This window comes from Streptomyces sp. NPDC007872 (genome assembly GCF_042868165.1).
GTDB lineage: Bacteria > Actinomycetota > Actinomycetes > Streptomycetales > Streptomycetaceae > Streptomyces.
Map to the genome: position 1 here is coordinate 52731 of NZ_JBIAEA010000004.1, position 14051 is coordinate 66781.

General features: G+C 74.9%; 16 protein-coding genes. 8 read left to right on the forward strand and 8 right to left on the reverse strand.

The genetic code is table 11. The features are described 5' to 3' along the window. Positions 1 to 164 precede the first annotated feature (164 nt). From ACFYNX_RS14700 to ACFYNX_RS14710, 3 genes are read left to right on the forward strand one after another with little or no spacing between them, the layout of a single operon-like run. On the forward strand, positions 165 to 1124 hold the full coding sequence (locus ACFYNX_RS14700; protein ID WP_388661637.1) for a TetR/AcrR family transcriptional regulator: 960 nt from the start codon (positions 165 to 167) through the stop codon (positions 1122 to 1124). Beyond that, positions 1121 to 1906 (forward strand): TetR/AcrR family transcriptional regulator, encoded by a 786-nt coding sequence (locus ACFYNX_RS14705; protein WP_388661639.1) that lies wholly within the window; start codon positions 1121 to 1123, stop codon positions 1904 to 1906. The genes ACFYNX_RS14700 and ACFYNX_RS14705 overlap by 4 nt, the downstream gene beginning before the upstream one ends. 48 nt (positions 1907 to 1954) lie before the next feature. Next, the gene (locus tag ACFYNX_RS14710; protein ID WP_388661641.1) at positions 1955 to 4093 is read left to right on the forward strand and encodes a HelD family protein; all 2139 of its coding nucleotides are present in this window, start codon (positions 1955 to 1957) and stop codon (positions 4091 to 4093) included. A 144-nt stretch (positions 4094 to 4237) separates the two neighbouring features. Here ACFYNX_RS14710 and ACFYNX_RS14715 read toward each other — a convergent pair whose 3' ends face one another. The 4 genes from ACFYNX_RS14715 to ACFYNX_RS14730 all read right to left on the reverse strand — a co-directional run bounded on the left by ACFYNX_RS14715 (position 4238) and on the right by ACFYNX_RS14730 (position 6418). After that, entirely contained in the window at positions 4238 to 4723 is a 486-nt protein-coding gene (locus ACFYNX_RS14715) for a MarR family winged helix-turn-helix transcriptional regulator (RefSeq protein ID WP_388661643.1), read from the reverse strand. A 72-nt stretch (positions 4724 to 4795) separates the two neighbouring features. After that, positions 4796 to 5509 carry a DUF5710 domain-containing protein gene (locus tag ACFYNX_RS14720; protein WP_388661645.1) on the reverse strand — a complete coding sequence of 238 codons (714 nt, stop codon included), beginning with the start codon at positions 5507 to 5509 and terminating at the stop codon, positions 4796 to 4798. A 60-nt stretch (positions 5510 to 5569) separates the two neighbouring features. Beyond that, positions 5570 to 5989: a VOC family protein gene (locus tag ACFYNX_RS14725; RefSeq protein ID WP_365548773.1), complete on the reverse strand. Its 420-nt coding sequence runs from the start codon at positions 5987 to 5989 to the stop codon at positions 5570 to 5572. Between the two features lie 78 nt (positions 5990 to 6067). Continuing rightward, positions 6068 to 6418 (reverse strand): helix-turn-helix transcriptional regulator, encoded by a 351-nt coding sequence (locus tag ACFYNX_RS14730; protein WP_388662544.1) that lies wholly within the window; start codon positions 6416 to 6418, stop codon positions 6068 to 6070. Positions 6419 to 6556: 138 nt separating this feature from the next. On the opposite strand from ACFYNX_RS14730, the gene ACFYNX_RS14735 reads away from it, so the two are divergent. Next, positions 6557 to 7156, forward strand: a complete 600-nt coding sequence (locus ACFYNX_RS14735; protein ID WP_388661647.1) for an HAD domain-containing protein — start codon at positions 6557 to 6559, stop codon at positions 7154 to 7156. A 61-nt stretch (positions 7157 to 7217) separates the two neighbouring features. Here the strand turns inward: ACFYNX_RS14735 and ACFYNX_RS14740 are convergent, their stop codons facing one another. Further along, the gene (locus ACFYNX_RS14740) at positions 7218 to 8156 is read right to left on the reverse strand and encodes an endonuclease/exonuclease/phosphatase family protein (RefSeq protein WP_388661649.1); all 939 of its coding nucleotides are present in this window, start codon (positions 8154 to 8156) and stop codon (positions 7218 to 7220) included. Positions 8157 to 8280: 124 nt separating this feature from the next. Between ACFYNX_RS14740 and ACFYNX_RS14745 the strand changes: the two genes are divergently transcribed. From ACFYNX_RS14745 to ACFYNX_RS14755, 3 genes are all read left to right on the forward strand, one after another. Further along, positions 8281 to 8694, forward strand: coding sequence for a helix-turn-helix domain-containing protein (locus tag ACFYNX_RS14745; protein ID WP_125668136.1), 414 nt, complete (start codon positions 8281 to 8283; stop codon positions 8692 to 8694). 31 nt (positions 8695 to 8725) lie between these two features. Continuing rightward, positions 8726 to 9340: a hypothetical protein gene (locus ACFYNX_RS14750; RefSeq protein ID WP_365548780.1), complete on the forward strand. Its 615-nt coding sequence runs from the start codon at positions 8726 to 8728 to the stop codon at positions 9338 to 9340. Between the two features lie 89 nt (positions 9341 to 9429). Further along, the gene (locus ACFYNX_RS14755; RefSeq protein ID WP_365548783.1) at positions 9430 to 9768 is read left to right on the forward strand and encodes a DUF2516 family protein; all 339 of its coding nucleotides are present in this window, start codon (positions 9430 to 9432) and stop codon (positions 9766 to 9768) included. 42 nt (positions 9769 to 9810) lie between these two features. On the opposite strand, the gene ACFYNX_RS14760 is transcribed toward ACFYNX_RS14755, so the two are convergent. From ACFYNX_RS14760 to ACFYNX_RS14770, 3 genes are all read right to left on the reverse strand, one after another. Beyond that, entirely contained in the window at positions 9811 to 11046 is a 1236-nt protein-coding gene (locus ACFYNX_RS14760) for a fused response regulator/phosphatase (RefSeq protein WP_365548786.1), read from the reverse strand. A 542-nt stretch (positions 11047 to 11588) separates the two neighbouring features. Then, the gene (locus ACFYNX_RS14765) at positions 11589 to 12659 is read right to left on the reverse strand and encodes an NlpC/P60 family protein (RefSeq protein WP_388661652.1); all 1071 of its coding nucleotides are present in this window, start codon (positions 12657 to 12659) and stop codon (positions 11589 to 11591) included. A 239-nt stretch (positions 12660 to 12898) separates the two neighbouring features. After that, positions 12899 to 13693, reverse strand: a complete 795-nt coding sequence (locus tag ACFYNX_RS14770) for a class I SAM-dependent methyltransferase (protein ID WP_388661654.1) — start codon at positions 13691 to 13693, stop codon at positions 12899 to 12901. Between the two features lie 94 nt (positions 13694 to 13787). Between ACFYNX_RS14770 and ACFYNX_RS14775 the strand changes: the two genes are divergently transcribed. Next, the gene (locus tag ACFYNX_RS14775) at positions 13788 to 13919 is read left to right on the forward strand and encodes a hypothetical protein (protein WP_388661656.1); all 132 of its coding nucleotides are present in this window, start codon (positions 13788 to 13790) and stop codon (positions 13917 to 13919) included. The last annotated feature ends 132 nt before the right edge of the window (positions 13920 to 14051 follow it).

The following is a 14051-nucleotide window of genomic DNA, read 5'->3' on the forward strand; positions in this document are numbered from 1 at the left end:
CTCGTGGAGGGCACGACGGAATGCCGCGCCGGTACTGCGTATGCCTTACGCGTTACTGTGTAAGGGTTACGCATTACTAGGATGGGCGTCAAGCGTGGTGCCCGTGCGGGTGCTCGTGCGGGCGCTCGTGCGAGGCGTGCGGGTCCGGTTCGTACGGTCCGCGCGTGGCCCGTGAGGTGGACGAGGTGCGGAGGCGGAAGGTCATGGCGGACGGCGAGAGCGGCCGGGAGGGCGAGCGGGGGGCCGCCCCGCCGGGCGGGGGGCCGGGCGGTCGCGCGGGCGGCTCGGCGGATGGGCGGTCGGGGGAGCGCGTCGGTGGTTCGGCGGGCGGGCGGTCGGGTGACCGTACCGGCGGCCCGGCGGTCGGGGCGGTCGGTGGCGGGTCCTTCCTGCCGCCCGCGATCGAGGCCGCCTGGGGGGTGCGGGAGCGTCCCGCCAAGGGCCCCAAGCCCGGTCTGACCCTGGACCGGATCGTCGGCGCGGCCGTCGCCCTCGCCTCGGCCGAGGGCCTCGACGCCGTCTCCATGGGCCGGGTCGCCAAGGAGCTGGGCGTCTCGACCATGTCCCTCTACCGGTACGTCTCCGCCAAGAGCGAGCTGTACGTCCTGATGCAGGAGGCCGCGACGGGCGCCCCGCCGGAGCTTCCCCCGCCCGGCACCGACTGGCGCGAGGCGATGGCGGCCTGGGCCTGGGCGATGCGCGAGGTCTACCACCGCAACCTCTGGCTGCTGCGGGTCCCCGTCGCCGGGCCGCCCGCGACCCCGAACATGGTCGCCTGGTGGGAGAGGGCCCTCGTCGCCCTGGAGGGGACGGGCCTGGACGAGGGCTCCGTGCTCTCGGTGACCATGCTCGTGGCCGGTTACGTGAAGAACGAGGCCGCGATGACGGCCGACCTCGCCGCCGTGGTCGCCGCGGGCGACGACCCGCCGGAGGAGGTCATGGCCCGGTACGCCCGCACGCTGCGGCGGCTCGCGGACCCGGAGGCGTACCCGGCGGTGACGCGGGTCCTGGGCTCGGGCGTCCTGGACGTCGCCGACGCCCCGGAGGGCGAGTTCCGCTTCGGCCTGGACCGGATCCTGGACGGGGTCGCGGTCCTGGTGGCGGGGAAGGGGACCCGGTCGTGACGGGCGCGTCGGGGGGCGGCGCCCGGGAATCCGGCGCCCGTGGGCCCACTGTCCGCGAGCCCGGCGCCCGTGCGGTCGGCGCCCGCGAACCCGCCGCCCGTGCGGTCGGCGCCCGCGAGCCCGCCGCCCGTGCGGTCGGCTCCCGCGAGCCCGGCTCCCGCGAGCCCGGTCTCCGTGAGCGCAAGAAGGCCCGCACCCGGCAGGCCCTGTCGGACGCGGCGATCGCGCTCTTCCTGGAGCGCGGGTTCGACGGCGTCTCCGTCGCGGAGGTGGCCGCCGCCGCCGAGGTCTCGAAGCCGACCCTCTTCCGGTACTTCCCGGCCAAGGAGGACCTGGCCCTGCACCGGTTCGCGGACCACCAGGACGAGCCGGCCCGCGTGGTGGAGGCGGGGCGCGCCGCCGGTACGCCCCCGCTCGACGCCCTGTACGCGCACCTGCTCGACGGCCTGGGGCGGCGCGATCCGGTCACCGGACTCTGCGACGCGCCCGAGGTCCTGGCGTACCACCGCCTCCTCTACGGCACCCCGGCGCTGCTCGCCCGCCTCCACGCGTACCAGGCCGGTGCGGAGGCGGCCCTAGCGGGCGCGCTCGGCGGCGACCCCCTGGTGGCGCGGCTCGCCGCCGGGCAGATCGTGGCCGTGCTCCGGATCCTCGCGGACGGGAACGCGGCCCGGATCGCGGGCGGCGAGACGGCGGACGCGGTCGCGACGGACGCGGTGGCGGCGGCGGGGAAGGCGTTCGGGACGCTGCGGGAGGGGCTTCCGTACGGAGCAGTGGCCTGACCGAGTAAAAAATGTAACCCAGTAACGTTTTACGTTAGGCTCGTCGGAATGACGTCACTGGACCCCGCCGCCCACCCGGATTCCGAGCTCGCCCGCGAGCGCTCCCACCACGACGCCTGCCGCGCCGCCCTGGCCCGCATGACCGAGGACGCGGCCGGGCAGGTCGTCACCGGCGAGGACACGGCCGCCTCCGGCGCCGACGCCGAGGCCCTCGGCCGCCATCTGCGCGGCCGGGCCAAGGAGATGGGGGAGCAGCCGCCGGGGCCGCTGTTCTTCGGCCGTCTCGACCGCGAGGACGGCCAGACCCACCACATCGGCCGCCGCCGGATCGCGGAGGACCCGGCCGCCCCGCCGCTCGTCGTCGACTGGCGCGCCCCCGTCTCCCGCGCCTACTACCAGGCCGGCGCCCACGACCCCCAGGGCGTCCTGCGCCGCCGCCGCTTCGGCTGGGCCCCGAACGGCTCCGGCGCCCCGGAGGACCTGACGGCCCTGGAGGACGAGTACCTCGCGGACGGCGGGGAAGGGGCGGCCGGGATCCTGCTCGCCCGGGAGATCGAGCGCCCCCGGACCGGCCCCATGCGGGACATCGCCGCCACCATCCGGCCCGACCAGGACGACCTCGTGCGCTCCGACCCGGCCGCCTCCCTGTGCGTGCAGGGCGCGCCCGGCACCGGCAAGACCGCCGTGGGCCTGCACCGGGCCGCGTACCTGCTCTACACCCACCCGCAGCGGATCCGCCGCTCCGGCCTCCTCGTCCTCGGTCCGCACCGGACCTTCCTCGCGTACATCGCGGAGGTGCTGCCCGCGCTCGGCGAGACCGGGATCCGCCAGACCACCCTGGACGAGGAGATCGCCCGCCATCCGGTACGCGCCGAGGACGGCGACGCGGCGGCCCGGGTCAAGCACGACGCCCGGATGGCGGAGGTGCTGCGCCGCGCGCTGTACGCCCGCGTCGACCCGTCCCCGGCGGACGACCTGACCGTCCCCGACGGCGCCTACCACTGGCGGCTCCCGGCCGCCGGACTCGCCGCGATCGTCACGGCGGTACGGGAGGAGGCGCCGCCCTACGCCACGGGACGCGAGCGGGTCCGCGCCCGGGTCGTCCGGGCCCTCCGGTCGCTCGCCGAACGCCGGTCGGGGCCCCGGGGCACGGCCTGGACGCGCCGGATCGAACGGTCGCGCCCGGTGACGGCGTTCCTGGACGCGTGCTGGCCGAAGACGACCCCGGAGGAGGTCCTGACGGAGCTGCTCGCGGACCCGGGAGGGGCGGATCCGGGCGACGGTACGGACCCGAGCGGTACGGATCCGGGAGGCGGTACGGACCCGAGCGGTACGGATCCGGGAGGCGGCACGGACCCGAGCGGTGCCGACCCGGCCCCGGGCGGCGTCACGGACCTGACCGCCGCCGAGCGGGACGCGATCCGCTGGACCCGGCCCCCGCGCTCGTACCGCACGGCCCGCTGGTCCGCCGCCGACCTCGTCCTCCTCGACGAGCTCGCGGGCCTGATCGAACGCCCCGGGGGCTACGGCCACGTCGTCGTGGACGAGGCCCAGGACCTCTCGCCCATGCAGTGCCGGGCCGTCGCCCGCCGCACCGCCTTCGGCTCGCTCACCGTCCTCGGGGACCTGGCCCAGGGCACCACCCCGTGGGCCGCCCGCGACTGGCGCGGGCAACTGGCCCACCTGGGGAAGCCGGAGGCGCGGGTGGTGCCCCTGACGCTCGGCCACCGGGTCCCGGCGGCGATCGTGGACCTCGCCAACCGGCTCCTGCCGCACCTGGGCGCGGACGTCCCGCCGGGCCGTTCGGCGCGCACGGACGGCGAGGTGACCGTCCACCGGACGGCGGACCTCCTCGCCGGCGCCCGGGAGGCGGTACGGGCGGCGCTCACGGCGGAGGGCTCGGTGGGCGTGATCGCGCCCGACGCCCTCGCGGGCCCGGTGGCGGAGGCGGTGGCGGGTGCGCACGGCGCGCCGGAGCGGGTGACCGTCCTGCCCGCCGCCCTCGCCAAGGGCCTGGAGTTCGACCACGTCGTGGTGGTCGAACCGGCCGCGATCGCGGCGGCCGAGGAGCGCGGCGCGAACCGGCTGTACGTGGCGCTCACCCGAGCCGTGTCGCGCCTGGCGCTCGTCCACGCGCAGGAGCTTCCGGAGTACTTGCGGGTACCGACTCCCCGTGCGGGGAGGTGAGTTCGGCGCCCGCGAGGAGCGAGGCGGCGGGAGGCGGATGCGGGCGTGCGCATGAGGACTCTCCCGCCGGAGGGGGCGACAGAAGAGGCGTCAGCGGAAGGCTTTGTTGCGGACTGTTTTTACGGAACCGAGTCCCGGGACCGCTCACCCGCGCTGACGGGCCCGGCGGGCGGGCCTCGGGCTCTCGACGGGGGTCTCCAGAGGGCCGGTGGCCAGGCGGTCCAGGGCGCGGAGCAGCACCGCGCGCTCGTCGTCGGGGAGCGGGGAGAGGGCCTCCTCGTGCACTCCGTCGACGATCTGCTGGCTCTTCGCCGCGACCTCCGCTCCCGCCTCGGTCACGGCGATGATCCGCGCCCGCCGGTCCGTGCCGGACGGCCGCCGCTCGGCGAAACCGGCCTTCTCCAGGGCGTCGACGGTCACCACCATGGTCGTCTTGTCCATGTCCCCGATCTCGGCGAGCTGCGCCTGCGTGCGCTCCCCCTCCAGGGCGTGGACCAGGACGCAGTGCATGCGGGCGGTGAGCCCGATCTCCCCGAGGGCGGCCGACATCCGGGTCCGCAGCACGTGGCTGGTGTGGTCGAGGAGGTAGGAGAGGTCGGGCTCGGTGCGGGCGGGGGCCATGGAGGTCATGCGGCCAGGGTAGCGAGGAACGTTCCGTGGCGGATCGTCGTGAAGCGGAGGAAGTGGGCTCCCGTACCCGGGCTACGGCGTGCCGCCGCCCGGCCCGTTCAGCGTCTCCACCGCGGCCCGGGCGCGCGCGTCGGCGTTCGGGGGCGCGGCGAGGGTGACGCCCGCGCCGGTGAGGATGCCGAGGTCGAGCTCCCAGTCGTACCGGGAGCGGTGGTCCCAGACCTCGAAGGCGACCTCCACGTGCTCGCGCGCCCGCGCCTCGCTCATCCCGGTGACCTCCCGCAGGTGGGCGAGGGCCCGGTCCTGGAGGCCGCGCACCTGGGCGAGGCCGAAGTGCGTGACGGTGTGGCAGTCGGTGCACAGGCAGATGAGCCGCTTGAGGGCCTGCACGCGGGCGGCCTCGTCGAAGGTCCAGCGCTCGTGGGCCTCCAGCCACCGCCGGGCCGCACGGTCCTCGCCCGCCCCGCAGGCCTCGCAGCGCTGCCCGGCCCGGCGGGTGATCATCCGGCGCAGCCGCTCCCAGTCGGCCGGAGCGACGCAGGAACGTACGTGGGTGAACCAGCAGGTCCGGGGCACGAGGTCGACGAAGAGGCCGCTGCCGAGGCTCCGGTCCTCCCCGGGCAGCAGCTCGGGCACGTCGGCGGCGGCGGTCCACCGGGCGAGCGCGGCGATCCCCGGCCGGGGCGCGTACCACCGCTTGGCCGCCGGATCCCAGCGGGCGCCGCCGCGCTTCGCCTCGTCCTTCTCGGCGTACGGAACGTCCAGCCAGACGCGCTCGACCGCCATGCCCCGCCCTCCCTGTCGCCCCCGGCCCATGCTGCCACGGCGGGAGGCGGTGCTGCGGGGTCAGCCGGCGGTACGGCGCCGGGCGAAGCGGATCATGTTCCCGGCCGGGTCGCGGAAGGCGCAGTCGCGGACGCCGTACGGCTGGTCGAACGGCTCCTGGAGGACCTCGGCGCCGGACTGCCGGATCCGTTCGAAGGTGGCGTCGACGTCGTCGGTGGAGAAGATCACGCCGCGCAGCAGCCCCTTGGCGAGCAGCTCCGCGGCGGCCTGCCGGTCGGCGGGGGAGGCGCCCGGGTCGGCGAGCGGCGGTTCGAGGACGATCTCCACGCCGGGCTGCGCGGGCGACCCGAGGGTCACCCAGCGCATCCCCTCGAAACCGACGTCGTTGCGGACGTCGAGGCCGAGGGCGTCGCGGTAGAAGGCGAGCGCCTCGTCGTGGTCGTCGACGGCGATGAAGCACTGGGAGAGGGTGATGTCCATGCCGTCGACGCTACGGCGGCGGACCGGGGCCCCGCTTCTCCGATCCTGACCGTTCGGGAACCGGCGGCTCCCCGTCGGCTACCTGTTCCTGACGGGCCGGGTGAGCACCTTCGCGACGCACGCGGGGATCTCGGCCCCCTCCTCGTGGTCACGGGCCCGGTAGGCGCTCGGCGTCTCCCCGACCAGCTCGGTGAAGCGCGAGCTGAACGACCCGAGCGAGGTGCACCCCACCGCGAAGCAGACCTCGGTGACGCTCAGGTCTCCCCGCCGCAGCAGGGCCTTGGCCCGCTCGACGCGGCGGGTCATCAGGTAGCCGTACGGCGTCTCGCCGAAGGCGGCGCGGAAGCTCCGCGCGAAGTGCCCCGTCGACATCAGGGCGACCCGCGCCAGGGCGGGGACGTCGAGGGGCGACGCGTAATCGCGGTCCATCGTGTCGCGTGCGCGCCGCAGCCGTACGAGGTCCTCCAGGTTCGCCTTCCCGCTCACCCTCCCAGGATGGCACGGCGCGGACGCCCGATCAGGGCCTTCGGGGATCCGGTGGACGCCCCTTCCGCGTACGGTGCGCACGTGACCGCGGAACGACGGAGCCGGCGACGCAACCCTTCGCCCCTCCCCCTCCTCTTCCTGGACGTCGACGGCCCTCTCATCCCCTTCGGAGGGCCGTCGGCGCGGCACCCGGAGGGCTACCCGACGTACCTCCCGCCCGCCGGCCGGCCGGACGAGGGCATGAACCCGCTGCTCGCGCGGGTAGACCCCGGGCTCGGGCCGCGCCTGGCGGCGACGGGGTGCGAGCTGGTGTGGGCGACGACGTGGATGGACGACGCGAACGCGTACGTCGCGCCCTGGCTCGGCCTGCCGGAGCTGCCGGTGGTGTTCTGGCCGGACGAGACCGACGAGGACATGGCCGAGCGCATGCGCACGGGCCGCCACTGGAAGACCCGCCCCCTCGTGGCCCGGGCCGCGGGCCGGCCCTTCGTCTGGGTGGACGACGAGATCACCGGTGCCGACCGGGCCTGGGTGGCCGTCCACCACTCGGGCCGGGCCCTCCTCCACCGCGTCGACCCCCGCGACGGCCTCACGGACACGGACTTCGAGGCCCTGGCGGAGTGGCTGGACGGCCTGGCGGGCCAGGGCCTGTCCGGCGGATCATGGCCTGACACCCCCTAGGGCCCGTCCGGCGGATCATGGCCGGGGCCGCGACCCTGATCCGCCGGACAGGCCCTAGTTCTCAACCCGGCGTGACCCGGGCGAGGACCGGCAGGTGGTCGCTGCCGGTGGCGGGCAGGGTGCGGATCCGGCCGACGGTCGCCGAACGGGCCATGACCTGGTCGATGCGGGCCACCGGGAAGGCGGCGGGGAAGCTGAAGGCGAGGCCGCGCCGGGCCACGTCCATCCGCGAGGTCAGCGGGTCGAGGCCGCGGTCGTCGACGGTGCCGTTGAGGTCGCCGAGCAGGATCACCGGCCCCGCCCCCTCCGCGGCGACGGCGTCCCCGAGCCGCCCGGCGCTCTCGTCGCGCCAGGAGGACGCGAGGCCGCTCGCCCGGACGCGTACGGAGGGCAGGTGGGCCACGTACACCGCGACGTCGCCGCCCGGCGTCCGGGCCACGGCCCGCAGCCCGCGCTCCCAGGGCTCGGTGATCCCCCGGGGCTTGAGGTCCACCGGCCGCGCCCCCGCGAGCGGGTGCTTCGACCAGAGCCCGACCGTGCCGTGGACGGCGTGGTACGGATAAGCGGACGCGATGGTCTCCTCGTAGACGGACAGCGCCGGCGGCACCAGCTCCTCCAGGGCGACGAGATCGGCCCCGGTCCCGGCCAGCGCGCGGGCGGTGCCCGCCGGGTCGGGGTTCTCGTCGCTCACGTTGTGCTGCACGACGACGAGCCCGTACGCCCCGGGTCCCGTCCCCTCCCCGGGCAGCAGCGGCCCGCCGCACGCGTACGCCCAGGCCGCCACCGGCAGGACGAGCGCCGCCAGCGCGACGCCGGAACGGCGCAGCAGCGCGAGCCCGAGCAGCACCACGACCACCGGGCCGAGCCAGGGCAGGAACGACTCCAGCAGGCTTCCCACGGAACCGGGCACGCCCCGGTGGAACAGCAGAAGACCCGCCGTCACCACGGCGAACCCGGCGATCACCCACCCCCGCCGCCGGACCGCACCCTTCCACCGCATCCTGCTTCCCACCCTCGCCCTTCTCCGGGCCCGCGGTCGCGCTCGCTGCGGTCGCGCTTGACACGAGAGCGACTTTTGCAAGCAGTCGCTTGCAAAAGTTAGCACGGGCTGGCATGGTCGGAGCATGGCATCGCTCAACGTCGGCAATCTCGGTGACTACCTCCGCGAGCAGCGGAGGAGCGCGCAGCTCTCGCTGCGGCAGCTCGCCGAGGCCGCCGGGGTGTCGAACCCGTACCTGAGCCAGATCGAGCGGGGGCTGCGCAAGCCCAGCGCCGAGGTGCTGCAACAGGTCGCGAAGGCGCTGCGGATCTCCGCCGAGACGCTCTACGTGCGGGCCGGGATCCTCGACGAGAAGGAGCGGGAGGAGCTGGAGACGCGGGCCGTCATCCTGGCCGATCCCTCGATCAACGAGCGGCAGAAGCAGGTGCTGCTCCAGATCTACGACTCGTTCCGCAAGGAGAACGCCGCCGAGGCCGCCTCCGCCGGCACGCCCGCCACCGCGCCCGCACCCGATGCCGACGAACCGCCTTCGAGCTAGTCCGTACGCCACATCCGGGAGGACCACCAGCATGGCCATCATCGACGAACTGCGCACCCCCCTCTACTTCGCCGCCGGCACCGCCGACCTCGCCGTGCGGCAGGCCCGGAAGGTTCCCGGCCTGATCGAGCAGATCGCCGCCGAGGCGCCCGCGCGCATCGAGGCCGTGCGGAAGACCGACCCGAAGGTCGTGCAGGAGAAGGTGACCGACCGGGCCAAGGAGGCCCAGGCCACCGCCCGGACGAAGTTCGCCGAGGTCGTCGAGGTCCTCGACACCGACCTCAAGAAGCTCGGCGAGACCGCCCAGGACCTCGCCCTGCGCGGGGTCGGCGTCGCCGCCGAGTACGCGGTCAAGGCGCGCGAGAAGTACGAGGAGGTCGCCGCCCACGGCGAGGAGACCGTCCGCACCTGGCGCGGCGAGGCCGCCGAGGAGATCACCGAGATCGCCATCGCCGTCGAGCCCGGTTCGGAGCCGAAGCCCGCCGGTGCGACCGCCGAGCCCGCCGCCGGGGCGAAGACCGTCGGGACGATCCGGGCCGAGGCCGAGGCCCAGGCCGGAGCCGAGACCGGGAAGGCGCCCGCCAAGAAGGCCTCCACCCGCAAGGCGCCCGCCAAGAAGGTGTCGGTCGCCGCCGAGAAGGAGTAGGGGCGGGCCCCGTACGGGTACACGGAGCGCCGTACCGGGTACCTTGACCGTGAGGCGCTCTCCCCCATCCCCACTAGGCGGTGCTCAGCATGTTGCGCGCGGGATTCGATTCCCTCCTTAACCTGGTGATGTTCCTGGTCTTCACCGGCTTCGCCGTCACCGCGCTCGTCTTCGCCGCCATGGCGCGCGAGGACGCCTACCGCGCCGCGGAGAAGCAGACGAAGAAGTTCTGGCTGATCCTCCTGGGCGTCAACCTCGTCCTGAACCTGCTCCTGCCGATGCTGTTCCTGCAGATCGCCGGCGTGATCGCCGCCATCGTCTTCATGGTGGACGTGCGCCCCGCGCTCGCGCAGGTCTCGGGCGGCGGCCGCCGCGGCGGCGGTTCCAGCAGCGACGGACCGTACGGCCCCTACAACGGCGGCCGGTAGCGGCACCGGAGAACGAGAACGAGTGGGCGACAGGGCCCGGGGCTATCCCCGGGTCCTGTCCCTTTCCAGGGCCAGGACGGCCACGTCGTCCGTCAGCTCGCCGCCGTTCAGGGCCCGGACCTCCGTCACGGCCGCCTCCAGGAGCTCCTCGCCCCGCAGGCCCTCGGCCAACTGCCGGTTCATCATCGCGACCATCCCCTCCTGGCCGAGGCGCGGCGAACCGGGCCCGGCCGAGCGGCCCTCGATCAGCCCGTCCGTGTACATGAGCAGGCTCCACGCCCCGCCCAGCTCCACCTGGCGGCGCGGCCAGCGGGCGCGCGGCAGCAGCCCCAGGGCCGGGCCGCCGTCCTCGTACGGGAGGAGCCGGGCCGCCCGTCCCTGCCGGGCGATCAGGGGCGACGGGTGCCCCGCCAGGCACAGGCCCGCCCGGCGTCCGTCGGGCGCGATGTCCACCGTGCAGAGCGTCGCGAAGATCTCCTCGCTCTCCCGCTCGTGCTCCAGGACCTGCTGCATCGTCGAGAGCAGCTCGTCCCCGCACAGGCCCGCGAAGGTCAGGGCCCGCCAGGCGATCCGCAGCTCGACCCCGAGCGCCGCCTCGTCCGGGCCGTGCCCGCAGACGTCGCCGATCATGGCGTGGACGGTGCCGTCCGGGGTGCGGACCACGTCGTAGAAGTCGCCGCCGAGCAGCGCGCGCGACCGGCCGGGCCGGTAGTGGGCCGCGAACCGCAGGTCGGAGCCCTCCAGGAGCGGCGTCGGGAGCAGCCCGCGCTCCAGGCGGGCGTTCTCCTGGGCCCGCAGCCGGGACTCGGCCAGCTTCACCTGCACGGCGTCGGCCCGCTTGCGCTCGACCGCGTACCGGATGGCCCGGCTGAGCAGCCGCCCGTCGAGCTCCTCGCGGAAGAGGTGGTCCTGGGCCCCGACCCGTACCGCCTCGGCCGCCAGCTCCGCGTCGGCGGAGGTCGCGAGCGCGAGGACGGCGTGGCGCGGGGCGAGGCGCAGGATGTGCCGGAGCGGGGCGAGCGGGTCGTCGCCCGCGGCGGCGCGGGGGCCGGGCAGCGAGAGGTCGACGAGGACGCAGTGGACGTCGTCGGTGAGGAGCCGTTCGGCCTCGGTGAGGTTGCGGGCGGTACGGATGCGGACCCGGGTGCCGGCGGCGTCCGCCGCGTCGAGGAGTTCGGGTACGGCGAGGGCGCCCGCCGGGTCGTCCTCGACGACCAGGAGGGTCAGATCGGTGCGGTCGGTGCCGGTGACTGTGCCTGTCATAGCGGTGGCGTCCATGGCGCTGGCGTCCGTATCGGTGGCGTCCGTATCGATGGCGTCGCCGGGGCCCGAGGCGGCAGAGACGTTTCTCTGACGCGGTACGGATACGGGCATCGGTCCGGTTTTCCTTCCCTCCCCCCGGAGGCGGGCGGGGCGCCGGGTGGCACTCCGCCCGTCCCGGACCATAGCGGTAGGGCGGTGCGCAGCGGAATGGAGATCGGCTGTGAGTGCGCGCGTCACGGTTGGCATATGCCGCGGAAGGGGAGGTACTCGCCCCCGCGCGGCCCGCGGGGAGGGGCCGGAGGCAATGAGAAAGGTCACGCGGGAAGAGACGGGGCCCTGGTGAGCCGGGCTTTTCTCCGTCACGTCGGGGGTACGGGGGCGGGGCGGGGCCCGGGGGAGGTGCGGGGTGCGGGGGTGCGGCATCCGCCCCGGGTGCGGCGTCCGTGCCGTCCGCGACGGTCACACCGACTGCTCCGGTCGCACCGGGCGACCGGTTCCGTCGGCGTCACGGCCCGGTTGGTCCCGCCGGTCTCACGGTCCGGTCGGCCCCGCCGGCATCATCGTCCGGTAGGTCCCACCGGGTCCGTCGGGCGGACGACCCCCAGGATCTCCATCGAGCCCGCGCCCGCGAGGGTGATGCTCCGTCCCGGGCGCGGCGCGTGGACGATCATCCCGTTCCCGACGTACATCCCGATGTGGCTCGCGTCCTTGAAGTAGACGATCAGGTCGCCCGGCCGCATGTCCTTGACGTCCACGCGGGGCAGCAGCCGCCACTGTTCCTGCGAGGTGCGCGGGATCCCGCGGCCCGCCGCGGCCCAGGCGCTCTGGGTCAGGCCGGAGCAGTCGAACGCGTCGGGGCCCTCGTCGCCCCACCCGTACGGCTTGCCGATCTGGGCCGTCGCGAACTCGACCGCCCTCAGGCCCTCCCCGGTCGCCTCCGCCTTCGGTCCGGCGAGGGCGCCGGCCCGGAGCCAGTTCTTCTGGGCCTCCTTCTGCGCCAGCTCCTCCAGGCGGCGCAGCCGCTCCCGCTCCTCGGCGGCGAGCTCGGACTCCAGCTTCTCGGCCGCGTCGATCTTGCCGTTGATCTCCTTCCTCGCCTTGGCCTGGCGGACGCGGTTGGCCTCCAGCCTGGTCCAGTGGTCGCTCGCCTCCTTGGCGTAGACGTCCAGCGAGGCCTGGGTGCGGGTCATCTCGGCGAGGAGGTCCTTGGTGGCCTTCGCGCCGTCCTTGATGCGTCCCGCCGCGTCGAGGAAGAGCTGCGGATCGTTGGTGAGGATGAGCTGCGCGCCCTCGGGGAGCCCGCCGTTGCGGTACTGGGAGCGGGCGGCGGCGCCGGCCTTGGCCTTGAGGCCGTCGATCTTCTCGCGCCCCTCCGTGAGCAGCCGGTTGACCCGGACGATCTCGGCGGACTGCTCCTTGGACTTCTCCTCGGCGAGGTTGTACGCGTCGGTGGCGACGGCGGCCTGCCGGTACAGGTCGTCGATCTCCTTGCGCACCTCCTCCAGGCTCTTCTTCGGCGGCGGAGGGGGAAGCGGCGCGGCGGACGCCTGGAGGGTCAGCGCGGGGGAGGCCAGCACGGCCAAGGCGCACATCACCGTGATCGCGGCGGCACGGCGGCGTCGGTTCACGAACTCCCCCTCGGATGACCCACAACTGATTTACCGTCAGTAACCCGGCGCTGGCCTTGGCGATAGTGCCATGCGAAACCGGAAAGTAACAAGGGAAAGTCGGGCCTGTCGGACGCGTTCCCCACAAGGGTGACGTGTGTGGCGGGAGGGGCGTTCCCCACGGGAAAAGAATTCAGGGGAAGTTGGGGAAGGGGAAGGGCCGGCCGCCCGGCCGGGAGCCGTCCTCGCCACCCACCCGGTCACCCGCGGGGCGCCAGCGCCTCCCACCGCACCGACACTTCCCCCTGCCGCCACCGCCGCGGACCGTCCGTCAGCGGCCAGTCCGCCGCCAGGTCGCGCACGGAGCGGATCCAGCGCTGGCGCGCACCGAGCGAGGCGTACGGGGCGGCCGCCGCCCACGCCCGGTCGAAGTCCCGCAGGAAGGCGTGCACCGGCTCGCCCGGCACGTTCCGGTGGATCAGCGCCTTCGGCAGCCGTTCCGCCAGGTCGGACGGACGGTCGAGCGAACCGAGCCGGGTCGCGAAGGTCACCGTGCGGGGCCCGTCCGGGCCGAGCGCCACCCACACGTGCCGGCGCCCGATCTCGTCGCAGGTGCCCTCCACGAGCAACCCGTCCGGGGCGAGCCGCCCGCACAGGCGCTCCCAGACGGCCGCGACCCGCTCCTCGTCGTACTGGCGCAGCACGTTCGCCGCCCGGATCAGGGAGACCCGGCCGGGGACCGGCACCTCGAAGCCGCCGTGCAGGAAGGAGAGCCCCTCGTGCTCGTACGGCCGGGCGGCCTCGACCCGGGCGGGCTCGATCTCGATGCCGTACAGCCGGGTGCGGGGGTCGGCGGTGCGCAGCCGGGCGAGCAGTTCGACGGCGGTCCAGGGGGCGGCCCCGTACCCGAGGTCGACGGCGAGCGGCGGCTCGGGGGAGCCGCGCAGGGCGGCCCCGTGGACGGCGGCGATCCAGCGGTCCATGCGGCGCAGCCGGTTGGGGTTGGTGGTCCCGCGGGTGGGCGTGCCGACGGGGCGGGTGGTGCGCGGGGCCATGCGAAGAGCGTAAGGGGTGCGGAGGGCGGGGCCGCCCCGGCAATGAATTGGCAAAACGCCCCCGTCACCGGAATGGAAAGGGGTCATTCCGCTGTTGTCGCGGCTGGAGGACGCACCGCGCCCTCCGGCCGTGCTGCCCGACCGCACGGCCCGGCCCGACCGCACGACCGAGCAGCTCGGCCCGCCCGAACCGCTCAACCCGCTCGCCTCAGCTCGACCCGCCTGACCCAGCTCAGCCCGCTCGAACAGCTCGACCCGCCCGAACAGCTCAGCCCGAAAGCCGAAGACCGAAGACCCGGTGCGCGACCCCGACTCCGCCCCCGGCCCCGGTCCCGGCGCCCGAGCGGAAGGACCGCCG

Excerpts from the sequence above, each read along its gene's own strand:
- ACFYNX_RS14710 (WP_388661641.1), top strand. The coding sequence starts at position 1,955 with ATGACGTCACTGGACCCCGCCGCCCACCCGGATTCCGAGCTCGCCCGC.
- ACFYNX_RS14715 (WP_388661643.1), bottom strand. The coding sequence starts at position 4,723 with ATGACCTCCATGGCCCCCGCCCGCACCGAGCCCGACCTCTCCTACCTC.
- ACFYNX_RS14720 (WP_388661645.1), bottom strand. The coding sequence starts at position 5,509 with ATGGCGGTCGAGCGCGTCTGGCTGGACGTTCCGTACGCCGAGAAGGAC.
- ACFYNX_RS14725 (WP_365548773.1), bottom strand. The coding sequence starts at position 5,989 with ATGGACATCACCCTCTCCCAGTGCTTCATCGCCGTCGACGACCACGAC.
- ACFYNX_RS14730 (WP_388662544.1), bottom strand. The coding sequence starts at position 6,418 with ATGGACCGCGATTACGCGTCGCCCCTCGACGTCCCCGCCCTGGCGCGG.
- ACFYNX_RS14740 (WP_388661649.1), bottom strand. The coding sequence starts at position 8,156 with ATGCGGTGGAAGGGTGCGGTCCGGCGGCGGGGGTGGGTGATCGCCGGG.
- ACFYNX_RS14745 (WP_125668136.1), top strand. The coding sequence starts at position 8,281 with ATGGCATCGCTCAACGTCGGCAATCTCGGTGACTACCTCCGCGAGCAG.
- ACFYNX_RS14750 (WP_365548780.1), top strand. The coding sequence starts at position 8,726 with ATGGCCATCATCGACGAACTGCGCACCCCCCTCTACTTCGCCGCCGGC.
- ACFYNX_RS14755 (WP_365548783.1), top strand. The coding sequence starts at position 9,430 with ATGTTGCGCGCGGGATTCGATTCCCTCCTTAACCTGGTGATGTTCCTG.
- ACFYNX_RS14760 (WP_365548786.1), bottom strand. The coding sequence starts at position 11,046 with ATGGACGCCACCGCTATGACAGGCACAGTCACCGGCACCGACCGCACC.
- ACFYNX_RS14770 (WP_388661654.1), bottom strand. The coding sequence starts at position 13,693 with ATGGCCCCGCGCACCACCCGCCCCGTCGGCACGCCCACCCGCGGGACC.